Origin of the sequence: Mycobacterium sp. (assembly GCF_051006775.1) — a bacterium.
GTDB lineage: Bacteria > Actinomycetota > Actinomycetes > Mycobacteriales > Mycobacteriaceae > Mycobacterium.
Map to the genome: position 1 here is coordinate 1 of NZ_JBPCSX010000001.1, position 23,515 is coordinate 23,515.

A 23,515-nucleotide genomic window follows, 5' to 3' on the forward strand; every position below is an offset into this window, starting at 1 on the left:
TTCGTCGGCACCGAACTGGAGTTCATCGTCTTCGAGGACACCTACCGGGACGCATGGTCGGCCGGGTATCGCAGTCTGCGCAAGGCAAGTGATTACAACATCGACTACGCCATCCACGCCTCGACCCGGATGGAGCCGCTGCTGCGCGACATCCGGCTCGGCATGGACGGCGCGGGAATGTACTGCGAGGGAGTCAAGGGGGAGTGCAACCTCGGTCAGCAGGAGATTGCGTTCCGCTATGACGACGCAATGGTCACCTGCGATAACCACACCATCTACAAGAACGGCGCCAAGGAGATCGCCGATCAGCACGGCAAGAGTCTGACCTTCATGGCCAAGTTCGACGAGCGCGAGGGCAACAGCTGCCACATCCACATCTCGCTGCGCGATGACGACGGGACCGCAGTCTTCGCCGATGGCAAAGAGATGTCCGCCATGTTCGCTCATTTCATCGCCGGCCTGCTGGCCACGCTTCGCGAGTTCAGCCTCTTCTACGCGCCGAATATCAACTCCTACAAGCGTTTCGTTGAAGGCAGCTTCGCCCCGACGGCCATCGCGTGGGGAGTGGACAACCGCACCTGCGCGCTGCGAGTGGTGGGCCACGGTCACTCCATGCGGGTGGAATGCCGTGCTCCCGGCGGTGACGTCAACCAGTACCTGGCGGTCGCGGCCCTGATCGCCGGTGGCCTGCACGGTATCGACAACGGACTGGAACTTCCCGCCCCGCTGGCCGGCAACGCCTACGACAGCGACGCACAGCGGCTGCCGACGACACTGGCCGAGGCCGCCGATCTGTTCGAAGGTTCGGCGCTGGCGCGGGAGGTGTTCGGCGAGGAGGTGGTCGAGCACTACCTCAACAACGCACGTATCGAACTGGCTGCATTCAACGCGGCGGTCACCGACTGGGAGCGGGTGCGCGGTTTTGAGCGCTTCTGAAACCGCGCCGGTCATCGGTCTCACCACCTACCGCCAGCGCACCCAGTCCGGGGTGTGGGACGTGCCCGCCAGCTTCCTGCCCGGTGTTTACATCGAGGGCGTCACCCGGGCCGGCGGCATCGCGACCCTGTTGCCGCCGCAACCGGTCGACGCGCGGATCGCCGCCCGGGTGATCGACGGTCTCGACGGTCTGATCATCACCGGTGGCCGCGACGTCGACCCGGCGAGGTACGGCCACGATCCGCACCCGTCCACCGACGAACCGGCACGTGACCGCGACGCCTGGGAGTTCGCGCTGCTGCGAGCCGCGCTGAACAGCGGCACCCCGGTTCTGGGGATCTGCCGCGGGGCCCAGGTCCTCAATGTCGCACTCGGCGGCACCCTGCACCAGCATCTGCCCGATGTCGTGGGCCATGCCAACCATCAGCAGGGCAACGCCGTGTTCTCCACTTCAACGGTGCGCACCGCCGACGGCAGCAGACTGGCCGGGCTGATCGGGGAGAGCGCGCAGGTGCAGTGCTACCACCACCAGGCGATCGACCGCCTCGCCGACGGATTGGTGGTCAGCGCCGCCGACGACGAGGGCGTCATCGAAGCGATCGAGATGCCCGGCGATGACTTCGTGGTGGCGGTGCAGTGGCATCCCGAGGAGACCCTCGGGGATCTGCGGTTGTTGTCCGGTCTGGTGGAGGCCGCGAAAGTTCATGCGACCGAAAGGGTGGGTAGTTGAGCACAACCGATGTGATCAACCCGGCAACCGAACAGGTGCTGCGGACAGTCGAGCTCGCTGATATCGCAGCCGTCGATGACGCGGTGGCGCGTGCCAAGTCTGCCCAGAAGATGTGGGCGGCACAGTCTCCGGCGCACCGGGCTGCCACGTTGCGATCCTTCGCAGCGGTGGTCGATGCACACGTCGCTGAACTCGCGGCCCTGGAGGTGGCCAACTCCGGACACCCGCTGTCCGCCGCGGAGTGGGAGGCCGGGCATGTCCGTGACGTGCTGCAGTACTATTCCGCGGCACCGGAACGATTGTCCGGCAAGCAGATTCCGGTTGCTGGTGGCCTCGACGTCACGTTCAATGAGCCGATCGGTGTCGTCGGTCTGATCACCCCGTGGAACTTCCCGATGCCGATCGCCTCATGGGGTTTCGCGCCAGCCCTCGCGGCCGGTAACGCCGTACTGCTCAAGCCCGCCGAATGGACCCCGCTGACCAGCATCCGGCTCGGCGAGCTGGCCGTGGAGGCCGGTCTGCCGCCGGATCTGTTCCAGGTGATTCCGGGCAAGGGGAGCATCGTGGGGGAGCGGTTCGTCACCCATCCGGATGTTCGCAAGATCGTCTTCACCGGCTCCACCGAGGTGGGTGTGCAGGTGATGGCCGGCGCGGCCCAGCAGGTCAAGCGCGTCACCCTGGAACTCGGGGGCAAGAGCGCCAATATCGTCTTCTCCGATTGCGATCTGGAGAAGGCTGCGGCGACCGCACCGTACGGGGTTTTCGACAATGCCGGCCAGGATTGCTGCGCCCGCAGCCGAATCCTGGTTCAGCGCAGCGTGTTCGATCGGTTCATGGAGATGCTGGAACCGGCGGTCAAGGGTGTCGTGGTGGGTGACCCCGCCGCACGGGACACCGAGATGGGACCGCTGGTGTCGCGTAAGCATCTCGAATCTGTGGCGGCCTACGTGCCCGACGACGCCCCGGTGGCGTTCCGGGGATCAGCCCCCGACGGGCCCGGCTTCTGGTTCCCGCCGACGGTTCTCACCCCGAACCGGGGCGACCGCACGGTCACCGAGGAGATCTTCGGACCGGTGGTTGTGGTGCTGCCGTTCGACGATGAGGCGGATGCCGTCGCATTGGCCAATGACACCGACTACGGATTGTCCGGGTCCATCTGGACCGACGACCTGTCCCGGGCACTGCGCGTCTCACGTGCGGTTGAAGCGGGAAACCTCAGCGTGAACTCGCATTCCTCGGTGCGCTTCAACACTCCGTTCGGGGGATTCAAACAATCCGGGCTGGGCCGAGAGCTCGGGCCGGACGCACCGCTGCACTTCACCGAAACCAAGAACGTCTTCTACGCGATCGGAGAGACTCAGTGAGTACCAAAGACACGATGACCGCCCCGAAAATCGACCTGACCCGGCGGCTTGCCGGGAAGGTCGCGGTGATCACCGGAGCCGCCAGCGGAATCTGGCTGGCCACCGCCCGGCGCATGCGTGCCGAGGGGGCGACGATCGTGGTCGGCGATATCGACCCGAAGACCGGTGAACCGGTGGCCGACGAGCTCGATGGACTGTTCGTCGCGGTGGACGTTTCCGACGAGGGGCAGGTCGACAACCTCTTCGATGCGGCTGCGGCCGCCTACGGCTCGGTGGATATCGCGTTCAACAATGCCGGGATCTCACCGCCCGACGACGATCTCATCGAGACCACCGAGCTGCCGGCCTGGCAGCGGGTTCAGGACGTCAATCTCAAGAGTGTGTACCTGTGCTGCCGGGCCGCCCTGCGGCATATGGTGCCGGCCGAGAAGGGCTCGATCATCAACACCGCCTCCTTCGTCGCGGTGATGGGATCGGCGACATCGCAGATCTCCTACACCGCCTCCAAGGGCGGAGTGCTGGCGATGTCGCGTGAACTCGGGGTGCAGTTCGCCCGCCAGGGCATCCGGGTCAACGCGCTGTGCCCCGGACCGGTGAACACCCCGCTGCTGCAGGAGCTGTTCGCCTCCGATCCCGAACGGGCGGCCCGGCGGCTCGTGCACGTCCCGATGGGTCGATTCGCCGAGCCGGAGGAACTGGCTGCCGCGGTGGCATTCCTGGCCAGCGACGACTCGTCCTTCATCACCGGCGCCACGTTCCTGGTCGACGGCGGGATCAGCGGCCACTACGTCACCCCACTGTAGGCACACCGATGGCCCAGCCCGATCCGTTCGGAGTCAGCGAGGCGCTGCTGCGTCCGCTGGCGAATCCGTTCGAGGACACCGTCGGCCGGCTGTTGGCGACCATCCGGCTCGGGGTGCTGGCGCCCGGCGACTGTCTGCCCCCCGAGCGTGAACTCGCGGCCCGGCTGGCGGTGAGCCGCGAGACCATCCGTGAGGCCATCAAATCGCTGTCGGACGCCGGGTACCTGGTGTCGCGGCGAGGTCGCTACGGCGGCACGTTCCTGGCCGATGAACTGCCCGCTCCCAGCGGGGATGAGACCGGGATCAGCCGCGCCGAGATGGACGACGCGCTGCGGCTGCGGGAGATACTCGAGGTTGGTGCGGCCAGGATGGCTGCGGTGCGGACGGTGAGTCCCGGCGAGCGTGACGGGTTGCGGGCCCGGCTGGCCGAACTGCGGGCCGCCAGCCCGGAGGACTATCGCAGACTGGATTCGCGGCTGCATCTGGCGATCGCCGAGGCGGCAGGCTCGCCGTCGCTGGTGTCACTGGTGGCCGAGAACCGGATGCGGGTCAACGCGCTGCTGGACCGAATTCCGTTGCTGCAGCGCAATGTCAGCCACTCCGACGAACAGCATGAGGCGGTCGTCGGTGCGATCCTGGCGGGTGATCCGGAGGAAGCCGCCGCGGCCATGCTCATCCACGTCGCCGGCTCATCGGCGCTACTGCACGGGTTCTTGGACTGAACTGCGCCAGAGGAGGATCGCGGCCACCCAGGTCAATGCGAAAAGGCCGACCACCACGAATCCGATGTGGTCGAGCTTGATCGAACTGATCGCGTCGCTGACGGGGTTGGTCCAGCCCAGATTGTCGTGCAGCACCGAGACCAACTCGACGCTGCCGATGAATAGTGCCACCACAACGGACAGGCCGGTGATGGTCAGGTTGTAGTAGATCTTGCGGAGCGGGTTGGCGAAGGCCCAGTCATAGGCCGCTGCCATGAAGACGCCGTCGATGCAGTCCATCAGTGTCATTCCGGCTGCGAACAGCAGTGGCAGGGTCAGCACCGTGAACCACGGAAGGCCGGCGGCAGCGCCGTTGCCGGCCAGTGCCAGCAGTGCCACCTCGGTGGCGGTATCGAATCCCAGCCCGAACAGCATCCCCACCACGATCATCTGTGAGGGGCGGGTGATGCGGCGCATCACGGGTCGTAGGACCCGGGCCAGAACACCGCGGTTGTCCATCTGCTCGGTGAACGCTCCGTCATCGAAGCGGCCTGCGCGCAGATCCGTGTAGATTCGCCAGACCCCAACCAGTGCAACCAGATTGACGATGGCGATGAGGTAGAGAAATCCACCAGAGGCCACGGTCCCGGCGATTCCCAGCACGTGACGGGCCGGCGAGTTGTCGTCGAGTAGCACGCCGGCGGCGGTGGTAGCCGCCACGACCGTCAGGGCCAGTGCCACGACCATCGCGGAATGTCCGAGTGCGAACCAGAATCCGACGGTTCTCGGCCGCGTGCGGTCGGCGGCGAGTTTGCGGGTGACATTGTCGATGGCCGCGATGTGGTCGGCGTCGAAGGCATGTCGTAGGCCGAGCATGTAGGCGGTCAGGCCGAGTCCGATCGAGAGCACCTGCCCGCCGGCGTGGTGAGAGTCGGGAGCCGCCAATGCCAGACCCCCGAAGCCGGCTACATGCAGAGCGGCGACGGTGGCGATCAGACCACCGGTGCGTACGCGGTTGGAAACAACGGTCACAGCGACCTCCGCAGGGGGATTTCGCGTCCCCGTCGTGGGTTATGCCCGGCCGGGGGGTCTGGCTACCGGCCGACGGCGTGCTGCCGCAACGGCCGGACACAGTGGCGCGACCGCACCGGAATCACACCGGTTTCCGCACCGTCCGAACTGCTAACCCGCCGACCATACCGCGTGTGGCAGGCGTTACCGAGAGGTCCGGGTCTGACAATCCGGGCACAGCCCGTGCAGGGTCAGGCCGGCCTGCTCGGACAGGGTGAACGCACTGCCCTCGATGGCGTGCTCCAGTGCGGCCGACAGTCGCGTCGCGGGAACCTCGATGATGGTGGCGCATTCGGTGCACACCGCGTGATGATGCGGTTTCTCCGTCAGGCCATAGGTGGTCACGCCGCCTTCGACGGCCAGTGCGTGCAATACGTGCTGATCCACCAGGGTCGTGACGGTGCGGTACACCGTAGCCAGGTCGGGGCTCTGGCCGCCGCTGTCCACGATGCGTTGGTGGATGTCAGCGACCGACAGGTGACCGTCCACCGGTTCCAGAACGGAGAGCACCGCGATCCGCGACGGCATCCGCCGCAGACCGTGCGCCCGCAGCAGTGCCCCGATACGTTCCTCGGCGCCCTCGTCCATTCCTCCAGTGTGTCGGTATTGCCAGTGATTCGCAGGACAATACTTGCGAATGAGTTGCAGAATGTGACGGTGAGCCGCTGGGAACGACTGCGCACCGGGCTGACCCGTCGGGAGTGGGCCGAACTCGCCGCGATGTTCGGCTTCGTGACCCTGCTGCACATCATCGGTTGGGGAACCCTGTTCCTGGTGGTCGCGCCCCAGCATTTCGACCTCGGTGACACGGTCCTGGGTATGGGCGTCGGGTTGACCGCCTATGCGCTGGGATTGCGGCACGCCTTCGACGCCGACCACATCGCGGCCATCGACAACACCACCCGCAAACTGATGGAGGACGGCCGGCGACCTCTGGGTGTCGGATTCTTCTTCTCGATGGGCCATTCCAGCGTGGTGTTCGGCCTGGCGCTGCTGATCTCGCTGGGCGTCAAGACGATCGTCGGCCCGGTACGTGAGCCGGACTCGGCCCTGCATCACTACACGGCGCTGATCGGCACCAGTGTCTCCGGCCTCTTCCTGTACCTCATCGCAGCGATCAACATCGTGATACTGGTCGGCATTCTCAAGGTGTTCGCCGCCATGCGGCGCGGTGACTACGACCACGCGCAGTTGGAGCATCACCTCAACAACCGCGGGTTTCTCAACCGGCTGTTCAAGAAGTTCACCGGTTCGATCAGCAAGTCCTGGCAGATGTATCCGCTGGGCATGCTGTTCGGCTTGGGATTCGACACCGCGACAGAGGTCGCACTGCTGGTGCTGGCCGGCACCAGCGCCGCCGTGGGTCTGCCCTGGTACGCGATCCTGTGCCTACCGGTGATCTTTGCGGCGGGTATGACCCTGCTGGATACCATCGACGGTACGTTCATGAACTTCGCTTACGGTTGGGCGTTCTCCAACCCGGTGCGCAAGGTCTACTACAACATCACCATCACCGGGCTGTCGGTCGCGGTGGCGCTGATCGTCGGAACCATCGAGTTGCTCGGGCTGCTGGCCGAACAACTCGGGTGGACCGGTGGCTTCTGGGACTGGATCAGCGGGCTGAATCTCAACATCGTCGGCTTCGCGATCGTCGGCCTCTTCGTTCTGACCTGGGTTGTGGCACTGGTGATCTGGCGATTCGGCCGGATCGAGGAGAAATGGGCCGTCCCGGAGAGCTGAAGGCCCGCGCTGCGTGGTTTTCCCGGCCGACGGCCCTATCCCGGGGGAGGCGTTGGTAGCTCGCCGACCGCGAGATAGGGCGTCGACTCAGCCGGTGACCGGCGTCTATCTCGACAGCGTCTTCGATGCCCCGGGGCGCGCGGCTGCTCGAACGGTCGCGGCCGATATCGATTTTGCTGATCGTGCTGTCGCGCTCGTCGCTGACACTGCCGCTCCGCTGTGGGTGGTCGGGGTGACGGGAACCCCCGACAGCGTCCGAATCATGGTTCCGGGAAGGTCTTTCTCAGCTGGAAGGGACCAGCCGGCTGCCTGGGCGTTGTCGTAGCCGATCTTTGCCTCGGGGGTGTTCAGGATCCCGACGAAGACACCGTTGTGGCCGTGAGTCGGCGCCGCGTAATTCGGTGTCCCGAATGCGTAGTGGTAACCCGTTCCGAGCTCTGAGTTATCCAGTGCCTGGTTCAACGGGGTGCTCTGGTTGAAGATACGGTCACCGATCGCCTGGACGATTCGCATCACGGGAGCGGGGTTGTCCAACCCGACCCGGCCGACGGCCTCGCCAGACGGGGTGCTCAGGCCGTGCGCCACAGCGTTTCCCGCTGCTGGCGATCCCACCACGAGGACTGCTGCAATGACGGCACCGGTGAGTGCCGCCCCCTTGGCTTTCGTATCCATCATCAAATTTCCCTTTCGCTCGTGAGTTGTGCGGGTTGCTTGGTTACGGGCCTTGTGACGCGGAGACAGCGATCAAACGCACGGGCCGGAGTCGGCCCTGCCGGTCAGATCGGTGCAGATTGGTTCGGCTCCGGATGTAGAGGTCTTGTTGCGCGTTGAGTCGGCCTTTCCGCCGTCTCGGCTGCCGCCTGCACCTCTGGTCTTCGCGCTATTTGTTTTCGGTCCTGAGTTGGTATTGCTGGCGGCGTTGGCGCCGGGATTGTCACCGACGCTGGTGCCGCCCCCGGAATCAGACCCGTGTTCGTGCTCGGGGCAGGCTGACGCGACTGCAGGTTGGGCCCCACCCATCGCAAGCACGCCCGCCGCGAGTAGTCCGCCGACAACTTTCGGCGCACCCTTACCTATTCCCTTGGCCATCGGCCTTCTCCCGTCAGCGATTCGACTCGGTGGTGTTCCACGTATTGAGTCGCGCGCGGCGCGGAAAAGTTCCGGGGGCGTTATCTGTCAGTCGACTGACGGTCGGGCGGCGAGGAAACCGTCGTATTGGCCGAGCCAGCGGTCCAGCTCTGCATAGGCGACCGCGCGCGGGCCCGGCAGCGACAGGAACACGTCGTGTTTGGCGTCGGCCACCGGAACGACCGTCTGCCGGTTGCCGACACAGCCGGCCCACTGAGCGATGTGGCCGACGTCGAGTACCGCATCGCCGCGCTGGATCACCTCGGTGCCGGCGTCCTCGGCGACGCTGTGGTCGGAGCGCAGGATCAGGTTGGGCACGCCGACGTCCAGGCCGCGGTGCAACGCCGCCTGGCCGCGCCGGATCGCGTTGATCCAGCCGACGGTGATCGGGAAGCCGCCCACCGGTTTCCACTTCAGGTTGTAGTCGAACTCGCCGTGGTAGTCGCGGTGCAGGGTCAGCCCGTAGCCGCCCTTGCCCGCCGGGCGGACGACGCGGGTCTTGGCGACCTTCGACGCGGCCCCGATCGCCGTGGAGGTCGCCCTGGCTCGAAGCACCGGTGGCCCGTTGAGGTCCAGGAACGGGCTGTTGAGAATCAGGCCGGCCAGCCGCGATGTCGCGGTGTCACCGCGGCGGCGGATCCGGTCCAACCACAGCGCCACCACCAGGCCGCCGGTGGAATGCCCGTAGACCAGCACCCGGGCTGCGGGATTCTCGGCGGCGATCACACCCATCGCCAGCTCAAGCTCGCGGTCGTAGCGGGTCAGGTCGGTGGTGAAGTGCGGGGTCTGCCCGTCCCGCCAACTCCGCCCGCACTTGTGCAGGTCGAGTCCGTAGAACCGGGCGCCCGCACCGGCGAAATGATCGGCGAGTTCGGTGTTGAAGAAGTAGTCGGTGAACCCGTGCACACCGAGCACCGCCAGCGGGGCAGCGGGCCCGGGTTTGCGGACCAGCGTGGCGAAGATCTGACCCTCGCCGTCGGGGTCGGCGCCCAACGTCGCGGTGGCCTGCTGATGGCCGGGCAGGACGTCGGAGGACCAGTCAGCCCAGTTCGCCCGCGCTGTGATCACGGAAGTAACCTAGCCCTATGTCTGATAAGGCTGTCATCAAAACTGACGTACTCCTGGTCGGCGCCGGAATCATGAGCGCCACGCTGGGCGCATTGCTGCGGATGGTCGAACCGGACTGGTCCATCACCCTGGTCGAGCGCCTGGACGCGGCCGCCGCGGAGAGCAGCGACCCGTGGAATAACGCCGGCACCGGGCACTCGGCTCTCTGCGAACTCAACTACACCCCGCAGAAGTCGGACGGCAGCATCGACATCGCCAAGGCGATCAACATCAACGAGCAGTTCCAGGTGACCCGCCAGTTCTGGGCCTACGCCCATGAGAACGGCATCCTCAACGATGTCCGCAGCTTCCTCAACCCGGTCCCGCATGTCAGCTTCGTCCAGGGTGCGGCGAACGTCGACTACCTGCGCCGCCGCCAGGAGACCCTGGTGCGTAACCCGTTGTTCGCGAGCATGGAATTCATCGACGATGCCGACGAGTTCGCGCGTCGGCTGCCGCTGATGGCCGAGGGCCGCGACTTCGCGGATCCGGTAGCACTGAACTGGACCGAGGCCGGCACCGATGTCGACTTCGGCGCGCTGTCGCGCCAACTGCTGGGCTTCGGCACCTCGAGGGGTATGGAAACCCTGTTCGGTCACGAGGTGCGCGGTTTGCATCAGGAGTCCGACGGCAGCTGGACGGTCAAGTTGCTCAACCGCCGCAACGGCGAGAAGTTCACCATCGCAAGCAGATTCGTGTTCGTCGGCGCGGGTGGTGGCGCGCTGCCGCTGCTGCAGAAGGCCGGTATCAAAGAGGCGAAGGGTTATGGCGGCTTCCCGGTCAGTGGCCAATGGCTGCGCACCAACCACCCAGACCTGACCGGGCGTCACCATGCCAAGGTGTACGGTCTGCCGCCGCTGGGCGCCCCGCCGATGTCGGTGCCGCACTTGGACACCCGGGTGATCACCGGCAAGGATTGGCTGTTGTTCGGACCGTTCGCCGGCTGGTCGCCGAAGTTCCTCAAGACCGGCAAGTTCTCCGATCTGCCGCTGTCGGTCAAGCCGGACAATCTGCTGTCGATGGTCGGCGTCGGGCTCACCGAACTCTCCCTGGTGAAGTATCTCGTTGGTGAGCTGCTGCAGTCCTTCGGGGACCGGGTGAACACCCTGCGCGAGTTCGCACCGACCGCACAGGGCAATGACTGGGAGATCGATATCGCCGGCCAGCGCGTGCAGGTGATCCGCCGCGATAAGAAGAAGCTCGGCGTGCTCGAGTTCGGCACCACCGTGCTCGCGGCTGCGGACGGATCGATCGCCGGACTGCTGGGCGCCTCACCGGGTGCCTCCACCGCGGTGCCCGCGATGCTCGAGGTGATGCAGCGCTGCTTCGCCGACCGCTATGGGTCCTGGGAGCCCAAGCTCAAGGAGATGGTGCCGTCGCTGGGAGTCAAACTCTCCGACGAACCGGCGCTGTTCACTGAGGTTTGGGACCACGGCACCCGGGTGCTCGGCCTGCAGAGCCGCGCGGGAGTGGTGTGACCGCCGCGCTGCGGCGTTGCTGGGGTAGGGACCTCGACGCGGCCACCCTGTACGAGCTGCTCAAGCTCCGGGTGGAGGTATTCGTCGTCGAACAGTCCTGCCCCTACCCGGAACTCGACGGCCGCGACCTCGAGAAGGACACCCGGCACTTCTGGCTGGAGGCCGAGGGTGGCGCGGTGATCTCCACATTGCGGCTGATGGAGGAACACACTGGCGGCCACAAGTCCTTCCGGATCGGACGGGTCTGCACCCAGATCCCGGCTCGCGGACACGGGCACACCACTCGGTTGCTGCAGGCCGCACTTGCTGAGGTCGGCGACCACCCCTGCCATATCAATGCGCAGAGCTACCTGGTCGACATGTATGCGCGGCACGGATTCGTCACGGCCGGTGAGGAATTCCTCGAGGACGGCATACCGCACTTCCCGATGTCGCGAGTGCGCCGGACGTGAACCGGCCGCCCTACCCGTTCAGCGCCATCGTCGGCCACGACCGGCTGCGGCTGGCCCTGGTGCTGTGCGCGGTGCGGCCTGAGATCGGCGGTGTCCTGATCCGCGGCGAGAAGGGCACCGCGAAGTCCACCGCGGTCCGCGCGCTGGCCGCGGTGCTGGCGCAGGCGGATCCGGGAGCAGATCCCGGATCCCGACTCGTCGAGCTTCCGATCGGGGCCACCGAGGACCGGGTGATCGGCTCGCTGGATCTGCAGAAGGTGCTCCGCGACGGTGAGCACGCGTTCTCACCCGGTCTGCTGAATCGCGCGAACGGCGGTGTGCTCTACGTCGACGAGGTCAACCTGCTGCCCGACCATCTGGTCGACGTTCTGCTCGACGCGGCGGCGATGGGCCGGGTGAATGTCGAACGCGACGGGGTGTCGCACTCGTATGAGTCCCGCTTCGTACTGGTCGGCACGATGAATCCCGAAGAGGGCGAACTGCGTCCGCAACTGCTCGACCGGTTCGGGCTGACCGTCGATGTGGCCGCCTCCCGTGATGTCGCCATCCGCACCGAGGTGATCCGCCGCCGGCTCGGCTACGAGTCCGACCCGCAGGAATTCGCCGGCCGCTGGGCCGAGGCCGACCACGATCTCGCCCACCGCATTGTCGAGGCCCGGCGACTGATCGATCATGTCGTCCTCGACGACGCCGAGTTGAATCGGATCGCCGCGGTCTGTGCCGCCTTCGATGTCGACGGTATGCGGGCCGACCTCGTGGTGGCCCGCACCGCCATTGCGCACGCCGCCTGGCGCGGGGTGGTGGCCGTGGCCGAGGAGGACGTCCGGGTGGCGGCCGAACTGGCGTTGCCGCATCGCCGCCGCCGTGACCCGTTCGACGATCCGGGACTGGATCCCGAGCGACTCGATGAGGTGATGCGGGAGGCTGCCGCGAGTACCGGTGACGGCGATCCCGACCCAGACCCCGACCCGGGAGGGGGCGGAAAGTCGGCCGACGGATCGGCGGAAACCACTGCGCGCCAGCGGAACGCCGGATCTGATCCGCAACCGGCCCCGCCGCCGTCGGAGGCGTTCCGGACCCGCGCGCTGACGGTGCCGGGGATCGGCGACGGCGCCGTCGGACGCCGCTCAGCTGCCCGCAACTCCTCGGGAGCAGTGGTGCGGCCCAGTTCTACGCCGGAGCGCGGCCACGGTATCCATCTGTTCGGTACGGTGCTCAGCGCCGCAGGACGCAGCGGCGGTGGCGGCCGGTTGCGACCCGGCGTCGAGGTCATCCGGTGCGCCGAACGGGTTGGCCGCGAGGGCAATCTGGTGATCTTCGTCGTCGACGCCTCCGGTTCGATGGCTGCCCGGGATCGGATGGCTGCGGTCTCCGGCGCCGCACTGTCACTGCTGCGCGACGCCTATCAGCGCCGCGACAAGGTGGCCGTGATCACGTTCCGGGCCGACGGCGCTCGACTGGTGCTGCCACCGACAACCTCGGCGTACATCGCCTCCCGTCGGCTCTCCCGGTTCGATACCGGCGGCACCACACCGCTGGCCGAAGGTCTGCTGGCCGCCCGGGACGTGGTGGTGCGCGAACGGGTCAAGGACCGGGTGCGACGCCCCCTGGTGGTGGTGCTCACCGACGGCCGGGCCACCGGCGGACCGGATCCGCTTGGACGCAGTGCGAGGGCGGCCGCGAGGCTGGCCGCCGAGGGTCCGGCCGCGGTCGTGGTGGACTGCGAGACCTCGTATGTCCGGTTGGGCCTGGCCGCGGTGCTGGCCGGCCAACTCGGTGCGCCGGTGCTGCGCCTCGAGCAGTTGCGCGCCGACAATCTGACCGGGGTCCTTCGTCAGACGGCCCTGCGCCGGGTGGCCTGATGCCGCAGGGACAGCCGGTAGCCGTTCCCGGGGACGGACTGACCACCAGACAGCGTCGCGTCCAGCCGGTGCTGGCAGTCCACACCGGTCCGGGGAAGGGCAAGTCCACCGCGGCCTTCGGGATGGCACTGCGGGCCTGGAACGCCGGTCTGGACATCGGGGTGTTCCAGTTCGTCAAGAGCGCCAAGTGGAAAGTAGGGGAGGAGAACGTCTTTCGCGAACTCGGCGTCCTGCACGCCGAGCGCGGTGTCGGCGGTCCGGTCCAGTGGCACAAGATGGGCCAGGGGTGGTCCTGGTCGCGTAAACCGGGCTCTGACGAGGATCACGCAGCCGCAGCCGCCGAGGGCTGGGCGGAGATAGCCCGTCGCCTTGCCGCCGAAACCCACGACTTCTACGTCCTTGACGAGTTCACCTATCCGCTGAAGTGGGGTTGGGTGCCCCTCGACGACGTTGTCGAGGTGCTCCGCGACCGTCCCGGACGCCAGCATGTGATCATCACCGGTCGCGATGCGCCGCAGCAGCTGCTCGATGCGGCTGACCTGGTCACCGAGATGACCAAGGTCAAACACCCGATGGATGCCGGCCAAAAGGGTCAGCGGGGGATCGAGTGGTGAGCATGGTGACGGCGCCCGCGGTGGTGATCGCGGCACCGGCCTCGGGTAGCGGAAAGACCACCGTGGCAACGGGTTTGATGGCCGCGCTGCGCCACGCCGGGCATCGGGTCGCCCCGTTCAAGGTCGGGCCGGATTTCATCGACCCCGGCTATCACGCGCTGGCGACCGGACGACCGGGCCGAAACCTGGACTCCGTTCTGGTTGGCCCCGACCTGATCGGCCCGCTGTACCGGCACGGTGCCCGAGACGCCGATATCGCCGTCATCGAAGGTGTGATGGGCCTGTTCGACGGCCGCATCGAAGACTGCTACCGGCTGCCGGCCCGGGGGTCCACCGGCGAGATCGCCCAACTGCTCGGTGCACCCGTCCTGCTGGTGGTCGACGCCCGCGGCCAGAGTCAGAGCATCGCCGCGGTGTTACACGGCTTTTCGACAGCCACGCCGGATGTGCATATCGGCGCGGTGATCCTCAACCGGGTCGGCTCTGTGCGCCATGAGCGGGTGCTGAGGCAGGCCTGCGAGTCCGTCGGTGTGCCGGTGCTGGGCGCGGTTCCACGGCACGACGATCTCGCGGTGCCGTCCCGGCACCTGGGATTGGTGACCGCGGTGGAACACGGTGACCAGGCGCAGGCGGCGGTGGCGGCGATGGCCGCGCTGATCGCGCGGCACGTCGATGTGGCCGCGGTCGCGACGCTCGCGCGGTCCTCGGTGAGCGCCGCCGAATGGTCGCCGGCACAGGTCGCAGGCGAGCCGATACCGGGTGGCCCGGTGGTGGCCGTCGCCGCCGGAAAGGCGTTCAGCTTCGGATACGCCGAGCGTGACGAATTGCTGCTGGCCGCAGGCGCTGACGTGGTGAGGTTCGACCCGCTGTGCGACCTGCTTCCGGAGCGGACCGCCGCCCTGGTGCTGCCGGGCGGATTCCCGGAGCAGTATGGCGCCGAACTCGCCGCCAACACCGCACTGCGCAACCAGATCGCGGCGCTGGCCGTGCATGCACCCGTGCACGCTGAATGTGGTGGGCTGACCTATCTGATGTCCGATCTCGACGGACACCCGATGTGCGGGGTGCTGCCCGGCTCCGCACTGTTCACCTCGAAGCTGACACTGGGCTATCGCGACGCGGTGGCGGGCGGTGATTCGGTGATGTTCTCCGCCGGCCAACGGGTGATCGGTCACGAATTCCACCGCACCACAGTCGAATTCGCGACCCCGCAGCAGCCGGCCTGGCTGCTGCGCACCGACGGCGCCGAGCCGGTGCGAGAGGGTGCGGTGTCCGCCGGTGTGCACTCCTCCTATCTGCACACCCATCCTGCCGCCCTGCCGGAGTCGATCACCCGGTTCGTCGAGCGTGCTGTCACCGACAGCCCCGCACTAGGCTTCGGCCGGTGACTGAGAACGCCTATCTGGTCGGCCTGCGTCTGGCCGGCAAGAAGGTCGTCGTGATCGGCGGCGGGACGGTGGCCCAGCGCCGGGTTCCGCTGCTGTTGGCCAACGGCGCCGATGTTCACGTCATCACCCGGGTGGCCACCCCGGCGGTGGAGGCGATGGTCAAACAGGGACCGGCGGGCCAGGATCCGGGTATCACCCTGTCGCTGCGCGACTACCGCGACGGCGATCTGACGGATGCCTGGTACGCGATCGCCGCCACCGACGACCCGGCTGTCAACGCCGCGGTGGTTGCCGAAGCCGAGAGCAGGCGCATCTTCTGTGTGCGTGCCGACGCCGGCCGCGACGGGACCGCCGTCACCCCGGCATCCTTCAGCTATGAGGGCCTGCTGGTCGGAGTCCTCGCCTCCGGTGCGCACCGGCGATCAGCGGCGGTGCGCTCGGCCATCCGGGAGGCGTTCCAGCAGGGCCGCATCGCCCCGGACATCGTCGCCGCGGCGGCCTCCGACGTGGTCCCCGGCGGGGTCGCGCTGGTCGGCGGCGGCCCGGGCGATCCGGAGCTGATCACCGTCCGCGGCCGGCGGCTGCTGGCGCATGCCGACGTGGTGGTGGCCGACCGGCTGGCGCCGCCGGAACTGCTGGCCGAACTGCCCTCGCACGTCGAGGTGATCGACGCCGCCAAGATCCCCTACGGCCGGGCGATGGCTCAGGACGCCATCAACGAGGTGATGATCGACCGGGCCAGGGCGGGCAAGTTCGTGGTTCGGCTCAAGGGCGGGGATCCGTTCGTGTTCGGCCGCGGATATGAGGAAGTTCTCGCCTGCGCCGAGGCTGGGATTCCGGTCACAGTCGTCCCGGGGGTGACAAGTGCAATTGCGGTGCCGGCATTAGCCGGAGTTCCGGTCACCCACCGCGCGGTGAATCATGAATTCATCGTGGTCAGCGGTCATTTATCGCCCAATCATCCGGAATCTCTGGTGAATTGGGAGGCGCTGGCGCAATTATCCGGCACGTTAGTTCTTCTGATGGCCGTCGAGCGCATCGAATTATTCGCCGACGTGTTGATTACGGGCGGACGAGCTGCCCAAACACCGGTTCTGGTGGTGCAGCACGGCACCACATCGGCAGAGCGAATTCTTCGCGCCACCCTCTCTGACGTGGCAGAACGAATTCGTTCCGAGGGAATTCGGCCGCCGGCGATCATCGTGATCGGGCCGGTCGCCGCATTCGAGACTTTATCGAGACTTTAAAGTTCTCTTAATATTGGGGTAGGGTGGTCGCTTATGACGGCTCTGAACGATGCCGAGCGCGCGGCTGCCCCGAAATGGCGTGGTCGCTCTGCCGCTGTTCCTGCGCGGCTGCCCTCCACGGATCTACAACGAAACTCGTACTACCCGGACTGGCTGCCGTCGCGGCGGTTCCTGTCGGCGGTGGTCGCCATCGGCGGCATGCAGTTACTGGCCACCATGTACAGCACGGTCGCCATCGTCGCGCTGCCCAGGATCCAGGATGAGCTGAACCTGTCCGACGCCGGGCGCAGCTGGGTGATCACCGCCTATGTGCTGACCTTCGGTGGTCTGATGCTCCTCGGTGGGCGGCTCGGCGACACGATCGGCCGGAAACGGACCTTCATCGTCGGCGTCGCACTGTTCATCATCGCGTCGATTCTGTGCGGAATCGCCTGGGATCAGACGACTCTGGTGGTGGCCCGGCTGCTGCAGGGCGTGGGGGCTGCGATCGCCTCACCGACCGGGCTGGCGCTGGTCGCCACCACCTTCCCGAAGGGTCCGGCTCGTAACGCGGCCACGGCGGTGTTCGCCGCAATGACCGGAATCGGCTCGGTGATGGGCCTGGTCGTCGGTGGCGCGCTCACCGAGGTGTCCTGGCGGCTGGCCTTCCTGGTCAACGTGCCTATCGGCGTGATGATGCTCGTGCTGGCGCACAACACTCTGCGGGAGACCCACCGGGAGCGGATGAAGATGGACGCCGCCGGCGCACTGCTGGCCACCGTCGCCTGCACCGCGGCGGTGTTCGGATTCACCCAGGGCCCTGAGAACGGCTGGCTGGCGCCGCTGACCCTGATGTCCGGCGCTGCCGCCATCGTCGCGTTCGCGGCCTTCGTGCTCGTCGAGCGCACCGCCGTCAACCCGGTGGTGCCATTCACCCTGTTCCGCGACCGCAACCGGGTGGCCACCTTCGCCGCCATCTTCCTGGCCGGCGGGGTGATGTTCACCCTGACCGTGCTGATCGGCCTCTATGTCCAGGACATCATGGGGTACAGCGCGCTGCGGGCCGGGATCGGCTTCATCCCGTTCGTCATCGCACTGGGTATCGGCCTCGGGGCTTCGTCCCAGCTGGTCAATTTCTTCCCTCCGCGCATCCTGGTGATCGCCGGCGGGATCCTGGTGCTCGCCGCGATGGTCTACGGCTCCACCCTCGACGCCGGTATCCCGTACTTCCCGAACCTGGTCATCCCGATCACAGTCGGTGGTTTCGGCATCGGCATGATCGTCGTCCCGCTGACCGTGTCAGCCATCGCCGGCGTCGGCTTCGACCAGATCGGGCCGGTCTCGGCCATCGCCCTGATGCTGCAGAACCTCGGTGGCCCGGTCGTGCTGGCGGTCATCCAGGCGGTCATCACCTCCCGAACGCTCTACCTCGGCGGCACCACCGGGCCGGTGAAGAAGATGGACCCGGCCCAGTTGCACGCCCTGGATCAGGGCTACACCTACGGACTGCTCTGGGTGGCCGCGGTTGCGGTCATCGTCGGTGGCGCCGCGCTGTTCATCGGCTATACCTCCCAGCAGGTCGCCCACGCTCAGGAAGTCAAGGAAGCCATCGACGCCGGGGAGATTTAGCCGTCCCCCGCCGATCCGTCGGTAGGGTGACTACCCATGGCTGGCGAGCGCTCAGGAGATCCGCCCGCTAAACCGCTTGCCTCCAGCGTGCTGGGGATCGCGATCATCGCGATCACCGGCATGCAGCTGATGAGCACGCTGGACGGCACCATAGTCATCGTCGCGCTTCCGCGCATGCAGGAAGAATTGGGCCTCTCCGACGCGGCCAAGAGCTGGATCATCACCGCCTATGTGCTGACCTTCGGCGGCCTGCTTCTGCTGGGCGGCCGGGTCGGCGACGCGATCGGGCACAGGCGGGCGTTCATCTCCGGTGTCGGCGTCTTCACCATCGCGTCGATGGCCTGCGGCCTGGCCACCGACGGGCCGCTGCTGGTCGCCGCCCGCGCGGTCCAGGGCATGGGCGCAGCGGTCGCCGCGCCCACCGGGCTCGCGTTGATCGCCACCACCTACGCGCCCGGCCAGGCCCGCAACCAGGCCATGGCCATGTCGGCGGCCATGCAGGGCCTGGGCTCGGTGCTGGGCCTGGTGGTCGGTGGTGCGCTCACCGTTATCTCCTGGCGGCTGGCCTTCCTGATCAACTTCCCGATCGGCGCGATCATCATCTGGATCGCGCTGACCCGCCTGGAGGAGACCCGCCACGAGCGGCTCAAGCTCGACATCACCGGCGCGCTGCTGGCCACCCTGGGCTGCACCGCGGCTGTCCTGGTGTTCACCCAGGGGCCGCCACGCGGCTGGGTGGACCCGTGGGTTATCGGCGCCGGGATCGCGGCGGTGCTGCTGGGCACCGCGTTCCTGATGGTCGAACGCAGGGCCGACCACCCGTTGGTGCCGCTGTGGTTGTTCCGCAACCGCAATCGGGTGGCGACCTTCATCTCCCTGTTCCTCGCCGGCGGGGTGATGCTGTCGCTGACCGTCATGATCGGGCTTTACGTCCAGGACGTGATGGGCTACTCCGCGCTGCACGCCGGTATCGGCTTCATCCCGTTCGCGGTGGCACTGGGCTTCGGCAACCTGCTCACCGCCCGATTGGCGCCCTACATCGCGCCGCGCTGGCTCATCATCGGCGGCGGCATCTTCGTGTTGGGCGCGATGATCTACGGGTCGACGCTGACCCGAACCATCCCGTATTTTCCCGATCTTCTGCTACCCATTGTCGTCGGCGGGCTCGGCATCGGCATCATCTCGGTGGTGCTGCCGTTGTGCGCACTGGCCAACGTCGGGCCGCGGGAGATCGGCCCGATCAGCGCCATCACCCTGATGGTCCAGAACCTCGGTGGCCCGCTGGTCCTCGTCGTCATCCAGGCGGTGCAGACCTCCCGCACCCTCTATCTGGGCGGCACCACCGGCCCGGTGGCAGATATGACTCCCGCCCAACTCGATGCGCTCGACGCCGGCTACACCTACTCGCTGCTCTGGATCGCGGCTGTCGCCCTACTGGTCGGGGCCAGCGCGCTGTTCATCGGATACTCGGCCGGGCAGATCGCCGCCGCCCAGCACACCCGCGAGGCCGTCGAGGCAGGAGAGCTCTGATGACGCAGTCCATCCTCAAGTGCGCATCTGTCATCACGATGAATCCAGATCAGCCGTGCGCCTAGGCGGTATGGGGCTGCGGTTGGAATGGGTCGTACCACCACCAGTCGGCGCGTTCGCCTAGTGGTCCGGGGTAGGGCGGGACGTCGGGTGGGGGCCCGTTGGGTGGGCGTGCCAGTGATCCCGGACCGAGTTCCCGGCCGCCGTTTCCGGTGATGCTGAGATCGTCGGCTGTGCCGGTGATGGTGATACCGCCGCGATGGTGGAGCCGATGGTGATAGGGGCAGAGCAGCAGCAGGTTCCACAACTCGGTGGGCCCGCCGTCTTCCCAATGCCGGATGTGGTGGGCGTGCAGGCCGCGGGTGGCGCCGCAGCCGGGTACAGCGCAGGTGGAGTGGCGGTGTTCGAGCGCGCGGCGGAGCCTCCGGTTGACAGTGCGGGTTGTTCGGCCGGCGCCGATGACCCGGCCATCGTGTTCGAACCACACCTCGCAGGTGGCATCGCAGGTGAGGTATTGCCGGTCGGCATCGGTGAGCAGCGGCCCCAGATGCAGTGCCGCGGTGTGCTTCTCGACGTCGACGTGCACCACCACCGTCGTGTGCTGCCCATGCGGCCGGCGGGTCGCCTCGGCATCCCAGCCGGCCTTGACCAGACGTAGGAACGCATCGGCGGTGTCGGGCATCGGCTGCTGCTCACCCCGCTTCCACTCGGCCACCAGCGCGTCGAGATGGGACTGCAGTGCTGCGTCGAATGTCGCCGCCTCGTCATGGGGCAACGTGATCCGCCAGCTCGTGGATCGTTCACCGGAGGTCTTGGTGACCGAACGCTGCAGAGGTGAGGAAGCGTCGGGCTCGGGTCGGGGCTCAAGCCGGACAGCGGTGCGAAGCTGATTGACCGTGGCCACCGCCGCCAGCTGGGCGTAATGCTCATCAGAGCCCTCACCTGCTCCCGCGGCGATGACGCCGATCTGGTCCAGCGACAGCCGGCCGTCCCGCAAACCCTGCGCACAGCGGGGAAACTCCTCAAGCCGGCGGGCGATCGTGGAGATCGTGCGGGCATTGGCCGACGATGTACCCAGCTTCCAGGCCACCAACGCCGGCACCGAGCGTGCACCGGTGGCACCGCAGAGCTCATCGTGCTCCATCTCGGCGACGATCTCGACGATGCGTCCGTCGATCGCGTTGCGCTGACCGGCCAGCTCCGCCAACTCCCCGAACAACACCTCAAGGCGCTCAGCGGGCGGGGTGACCGTGGCCGTGGACATGCTGACATCATCTCAGTGCGGTACGACAGATTCGGGACCGCGACCAGCTCCACTCAGCGTCCGCGCAGCAGCCGGTAACCCCCGTAGACCATCACGGCCACAGCGAAATTCACGAAGTACGCCAGATCGGCACCGTGCAGCCAGGAAGCCACCGGCCCGACGATGATGCTGGTGTTCATGAACGGAATCGCGGCGGCGAACGCGACGGCGAAACTCGACATGGCAGCCATCGCGTCGGCGCGTGATGTGGTTTCGGCGGAGGGGTCGATCAGGTCCCGGCCGACGCTGCGCCGGCGCCAGTCGATGGTGACGATCGCCACGAACGCCGGAACCCAGTAACTGATGAACAGCAGCACGCCCTGGAATCGCTCGGTCAGATTCCCGGCGCTGAGCCACATGATCAAGCCGAATGCCATCACGGCGACAAGAGCCGCCGACACCGGACGGCGCACCTTCACCCCGATGGTCTGCATCGCCAGCGATCCGCTGTAGTCGTTCATCGCGTTGGAGACCACCGCCCCGAGAGTGATCGCCAGTAATGCCAGGGCGCCGAGCGCGCCGCCACCCATCACCGAACGCACACCCTCGGCGCTCTGATCGGCGACCATCCCGCCGGCGGCGATGCCGATGGCCTGCACGGCGAAATAAGCCAACCCCAGGCCGGCGAATGTGTAACCGAACACCGCGGCCCGCGACGTCCGCGCCGGAAGGTGTATCGGTGGTGACTAAGCTGGCCCGTTGTGATCACCCGCATGTCCGAGCTGTTCTTGCGCACACTGCGCGATGACCCGGCCGACGCCGAAGTTCCCAGCCACAAGTTGCTGATCCGGGCAGGCTTTGTCCGCCCGATCGGTCCGGGCCTGTACAGCTGGCTGCCGCTGGGTCTGCGGGTGCTGCGCAAGATCGAGAACATCGTTCGGGAGGAGATGGTCGCCATCGGCGGCCAGGAGATCCTGTTCCCGGCGCTGCTGCCGCGGGCGCCCTACGAAACCACCAACCGCTGGACGGAGTACGGCGACGGGGTGTTCCGGCTCAAGGATCGCCGCGATAACGACTACCTGTTGGGTCCCACCCACGAGGAGCTCTTCACTCTCACGGTCAAGGGGGAGTACAGCTCCTACAAGGATTTTCCGGTGCTGCTGTTCCAGATCCAGACCAAGTATCGCGATGAGGCCCGCCCGCGCGCAGGCATCCTGCGCGGCCGCGAGTTCATCATGAAGGACTCGTACTCCTTCGATGTCGACGACGATGGACTGCGGAAGGTCTACCTGGCGCATCGGCTGGCCTACCAGAAGATCTTCGGGCGCCTGAGCGTTCGTTATGTGATCGTCTCCGCGGTCTCCGGTGCGATGGGCGGCAGCGCCTCCGAGGAGTTCCTGGCCGAGAGTGAGGTCGGCGAGGACACCTTCGTGCGTTGCCTGGAGTCCGGCTACGCCGCCAATGTCGAGGCCGTGACCACCTGTGTGCCCGATCCCGTTGCGGCAGAGGGCCTACCCGCACCGGTGGTGCACGACACCGGTGACACCCCGACGATCGCCTCACTGGTCGATTGGGCCAACGGAGCCGGTCTGGGCCGATCCGTCACTGCCGCCGACACCCTGAAGAACGTTCTACTCAAGGTCCGGGTGCCGGGCGGGGAGTGGGAATTGCTGGGGGTAGGAGTTCCCGGCGACCGCGAGGTCGACGACAAGCGTCTCGGCGCCGCCCTGGACCCGGCGGAATACGCGATGATCGACGACAGCGACTTCGCCAGGAATCCGTTCCTGAAGAAGGGTTACATCGGTCCGAAGGCATTGCTGGACAACGGTGTTCGTTACCTTGTCGACCCACGGGTGGTGGACGGAACATCGTGGATAACCGGCGCCGACGAGACCGGGAAGCATGTGGTCGGCCTGGTCGCCGGCCGCGACTTCGTCGCCGACGGTGTCATCGAAGCCGCCGAGGTGCGCGACGGTGATCCGTCGCCGGACGGTGCCGGGCAACTGGTCAGCGCGCGGGGTATCGAGATCGGCCACATCTTCCAGCTGGGTCGCAAATACACCGATGCGTTCGAAGTCGACGCGCTCGGCGAGAACGGCAAGCCGATACGCCTCACCATGGGTTCCTATGGCATCGGGGTGTCGCGACTGGTGGCGGTGATCGCCGAACAGCACCATGACGAACTCGGGCTGCGCTGGCCGGCGGCGGTGTCGCCGTTCGATGTGCATGTTGTGATCGCCAACAAGGACGCCGAGGCCCGCGCGGGCGCCGAGCGTCTTGCCGCCGATCTGGACGGACTCGGGCATGAGGTCCTACTCGACGACCGGACCGTCTCGCCGGGAGTGAAGTTCAAGGACGCCGAGCTGCTCGGTATGCCGTGGATCGTGGTGGTCGGCCGCGGCTGGGCCGAGGGCGTGGTGGAGTTGCGGGACAGGTTCAGCGGCGAGAGCCGGGAGATCCCGGTGGCGGACGCCGCCGCGGAAATCGCTGCGGCACTGTCGGTTTAGATCCGG

Annotated in this window: 21 protein-coding genes; 15 read left to right on the plus strand and 6 right to left on the minus strand. The window is 67.0% G+C overall.

The features are described 5' to 3' along the window. The 5 genes from ACR2JI_RS00005 to ACR2JI_RS00025 all read left to right on the plus strand — a co-directional run. On the plus strand, positions 1–936 hold a 936-nt coding region (locus ACR2JI_RS00005), incomplete at its 5' end, for a glutamine synthetase family protein (protein ID WP_526386702.1). Beyond that, positions 923–1,666: a gamma-glutamyl-gamma-aminobutyrate hydrolase family protein gene (locus tag ACR2JI_RS00010; RefSeq protein WP_526386704.1), complete on the plus strand. Its 744-nt coding sequence runs from the start codon at positions 923–925 to the stop codon at positions 1,664–1,666. The genes ACR2JI_RS00005 and ACR2JI_RS00010, both read left to right, overlap by 14 nt. Then, a complete protein-coding gene (locus ACR2JI_RS00015; RefSeq protein ID WP_526386706.1) occupies positions 1,663–3,030 on the plus strand; it encodes an aldehyde dehydrogenase family protein in 1,368 nt (455 codons plus the stop codon). Before ACR2JI_RS00010 ends, ACR2JI_RS00015 begins: the two co-directional genes overlap by 4 nt. Before the next feature lie 14 nt (positions 3,031–3,044). Further along, on the plus strand, positions 3,045–3,833 hold the full coding sequence (locus tag ACR2JI_RS00020; RefSeq protein WP_526386708.1) for a 3-oxoacyl-ACP reductase: 789 nt from the start codon (positions 3,045–3,047) through the stop codon (positions 3,831–3,833). A gap of 8 nt (positions 3,834–3,841) precedes the next feature. Then, positions 3,842–4,555, plus strand: coding sequence for a FadR/GntR family transcriptional regulator (locus tag ACR2JI_RS00025; protein WP_526386710.1), 714 nt, complete (start codon positions 3,842–3,844; stop codon positions 4,553–4,555). On the opposite strand, the gene nicT (ACR2JI_RS00030) is transcribed toward ACR2JI_RS00025, so the two are convergent. After that, positions 4,532–5,566, minus strand: coding sequence for a Nickel transporter NicT (gene nicT, locus ACR2JI_RS00030; RefSeq protein ID WP_526386712.1), 1,035 nt, complete (start codon positions 5,564–5,566; stop codon positions 4,532–4,534). The two genes, ACR2JI_RS00025 and nicT (ACR2JI_RS00030), sit on opposite strands and share 24 nt — an antisense overlap. 183 nt (positions 5,567–5,749) lie before the next feature. Next, positions 5,750–6,193, minus strand: a complete 444-nt coding sequence (locus ACR2JI_RS00035; RefSeq protein ID WP_526386714.1) for a Fur family transcriptional regulator — start codon at positions 6,191–6,193, stop codon at positions 5,750–5,752. 54 nt (positions 6,194–6,247) lie between these two features. Here ACR2JI_RS00035 and nicT (ACR2JI_RS00040) point away from each other — a divergent pair, with 54 nt between their 5' ends. Continuing rightward, positions 6,248–7,345: a Nickel transporter NicT gene (gene nicT / locus ACR2JI_RS00040; protein WP_526386752.1), complete on the plus strand. Its 1,098-nt coding sequence runs from the start codon at positions 6,248–6,250 to the stop codon at positions 7,343–7,345. Between the two features lie 105 nt (positions 7,346–7,450). Here the strand turns inward: nicT (ACR2JI_RS00040) and ACR2JI_RS00045 are convergent, their stop codons facing one another. Both ACR2JI_RS00045 and ACR2JI_RS00050 read right to left on the minus strand, forming a co-directional pair. Beyond that, positions 7,451–8,020 (minus strand): hypothetical protein, encoded by a 570-nt coding sequence (locus ACR2JI_RS00045; RefSeq protein WP_526386716.1) that lies wholly within the window; start codon positions 8,018–8,020, stop codon positions 7,451–7,453. Positions 8,021–8,521: 501 nt separating this feature from the next. Continuing rightward, positions 8,522–9,541, minus strand: a complete 1,020-nt coding sequence (locus ACR2JI_RS00050) for an alpha/beta hydrolase (protein WP_526386718.1) — start codon at positions 9,539–9,541, stop codon at positions 8,522–8,524. A 17-nt stretch (positions 9,542–9,558) separates the two neighbouring features. On the opposite strand from ACR2JI_RS00050, the gene mqo reads away from it, so the two are divergent. Genes mqo through ACR2JI_RS00090 form a run of 8 tightly spaced genes read left to right on the plus strand, consistent with a single transcriptional unit; the run spans position 9,559 to position 19,759 of the window. After that, positions 9,559–11,058, plus strand: a complete 1,500-nt coding sequence (gene mqo, locus ACR2JI_RS00055) for a malate dehydrogenase (quinone) (protein WP_526386720.1) — start codon at positions 9,559–9,561, stop codon at positions 11,056–11,058. Beyond that, positions 11,055–11,510 (plus strand): GNAT family N-acetyltransferase, encoded by a 456-nt coding sequence (locus ACR2JI_RS00060; protein WP_526386722.1) that lies wholly within the window; start codon positions 11,055–11,057, stop codon positions 11,508–11,510. The genes mqo and ACR2JI_RS00060 overlap by 4 nt, the downstream gene beginning before the upstream one ends. Next, on the plus strand, positions 11,507–13,372 hold the full coding sequence (locus ACR2JI_RS00065) for a VWA domain-containing protein (protein WP_526386724.1): 1,866 nt from the start codon (positions 11,507–11,509) through the stop codon (positions 13,370–13,372). The genes ACR2JI_RS00060 and ACR2JI_RS00065 overlap by 4 nt, the downstream gene beginning before the upstream one ends. Further along, on the plus strand, positions 13,372–13,986 hold the full coding sequence (cobO, locus tag ACR2JI_RS00070) for a cob(I)yrinic acid a,c-diamide adenosyltransferase (protein WP_526386726.1): 615 nt from the start codon (positions 13,372–13,374) through the stop codon (positions 13,984–13,986). Before ACR2JI_RS00065 ends, cobO begins: the two co-directional genes overlap by 1 nt. Before the next feature lie 5 nt (positions 13,987–13,991). Continuing rightward, entirely contained in the window at positions 13,992–15,374 is a 1,383-nt protein-coding gene (locus tag ACR2JI_RS00075; protein ID WP_526386754.1) for a cobyrinic acid a,c-diamide synthase CobB, read from the plus strand. Next, entirely contained in the window at positions 15,371–16,621 is a 1,251-nt protein-coding gene (gene cobA, locus ACR2JI_RS00080) for a uroporphyrinogen-III C-methyltransferase (RefSeq protein WP_526386728.1), read from the plus strand. Before ACR2JI_RS00075 ends, cobA begins: the two co-directional genes overlap by 4 nt. Before the next feature lie 33 nt (positions 16,622–16,654). Beyond that, positions 16,655–18,229: an MFS transporter gene (locus ACR2JI_RS00085; RefSeq protein ID WP_526386730.1), complete on the plus strand. Its 1,575-nt coding sequence runs from the start codon at positions 16,655–16,657 to the stop codon at positions 18,227–18,229. Positions 18,230–18,265: 36 nt separating this feature from the next. After that, the gene (locus ACR2JI_RS00090) at positions 18,266–19,759 is read left to right on the plus strand and encodes an MFS transporter (protein ID WP_526386732.1); all 1,494 of its coding nucleotides are present in this window, start codon (positions 18,266–18,268) and stop codon (positions 19,757–19,759) included. Positions 19,760–19,820: 61 nt separating this feature from the next. Here ACR2JI_RS00090 and ACR2JI_RS00095 read toward each other — a convergent pair whose 3' ends face one another. Beyond that, on the minus strand, positions 19,821–21,023 hold the full coding sequence (locus tag ACR2JI_RS00095) for an HNH endonuclease signature motif containing protein (protein ID WP_526386734.1): 1,203 nt from the start codon (positions 21,021–21,023) through the stop codon (positions 19,821–19,823). 53 nt (positions 21,024–21,076) lie between these two features. Beyond that, positions 21,077–21,706, minus strand: a complete 630-nt coding sequence (locus tag ACR2JI_RS00100) for a purine-cytosine permease family protein (protein WP_526386736.1) — start codon at positions 21,704–21,706, stop codon at positions 21,077–21,079. Between the two features lie 57 nt (positions 21,707–21,763). Between ACR2JI_RS00100 and ACR2JI_RS00105 the strand changes: the two genes are divergently transcribed. Further along, on the plus strand, positions 21,764–23,509 hold the full coding sequence (locus tag ACR2JI_RS00105) for a proline--tRNA ligase (protein WP_526386738.1): 1,746 nt from the start codon (positions 21,764–21,766) through the stop codon (positions 23,507–23,509). Positions 23,510–23,515: the final 6 nt, after the last annotated feature.

Coding starts and splice junctions, on each gene's coding strand:
- ACR2JI_RS00085 (WP_526386730.1), top strand. CDS start 16,655: ATGACGGCTCTGAACGATGCCGAGCGCGCGGCTGCCCCGAAATGGCGT.
- ACR2JI_RS00045 (WP_526386716.1), bottom strand. CDS start 8,020: ATGATGGATACGAAAGCCAAGGGGGCGGCACTCACCGGTGCCGTCATT.
- cobO (WP_526386726.1), top strand. CDS start 13,372: ATGCCGCAGGGACAGCCGGTAGCCGTTCCCGGGGACGGACTGACCACC.
- ACR2JI_RS00020 (WP_526386708.1), top strand. CDS start 3,045: ATGACCGCCCCGAAAATCGACCTGACCCGGCGGCTTGCCGGGAAGGTC.
- ACR2JI_RS00095 (WP_526386734.1), bottom strand. CDS start 21,023: ATGTCCACGGCCACGGTCACCCCGCCCGCTGAGCGCCTTGAGGTGTTG.
- ACR2JI_RS00025 (WP_526386710.1), top strand. CDS start 3,842: ATGGCCCAGCCCGATCCGTTCGGAGTCAGCGAGGCGCTGCTGCGTCCG.
- ACR2JI_RS00035 (WP_526386714.1), bottom strand. CDS start 6,193: ATGGACGAGGGCGCCGAGGAACGTATCGGGGCACTGCTGCGGGCGCAC.
- mqo (WP_526386720.1), top strand. CDS start 9,559: ATGTCTGATAAGGCTGTCATCAAAACTGACGTACTCCTGGTCGGCGCC.
- ACR2JI_RS00090 (WP_526386732.1), top strand. CDS start 18,266: ATGGCTGGCGAGCGCTCAGGAGATCCGCCCGCTAAACCGCTTGCCTCC.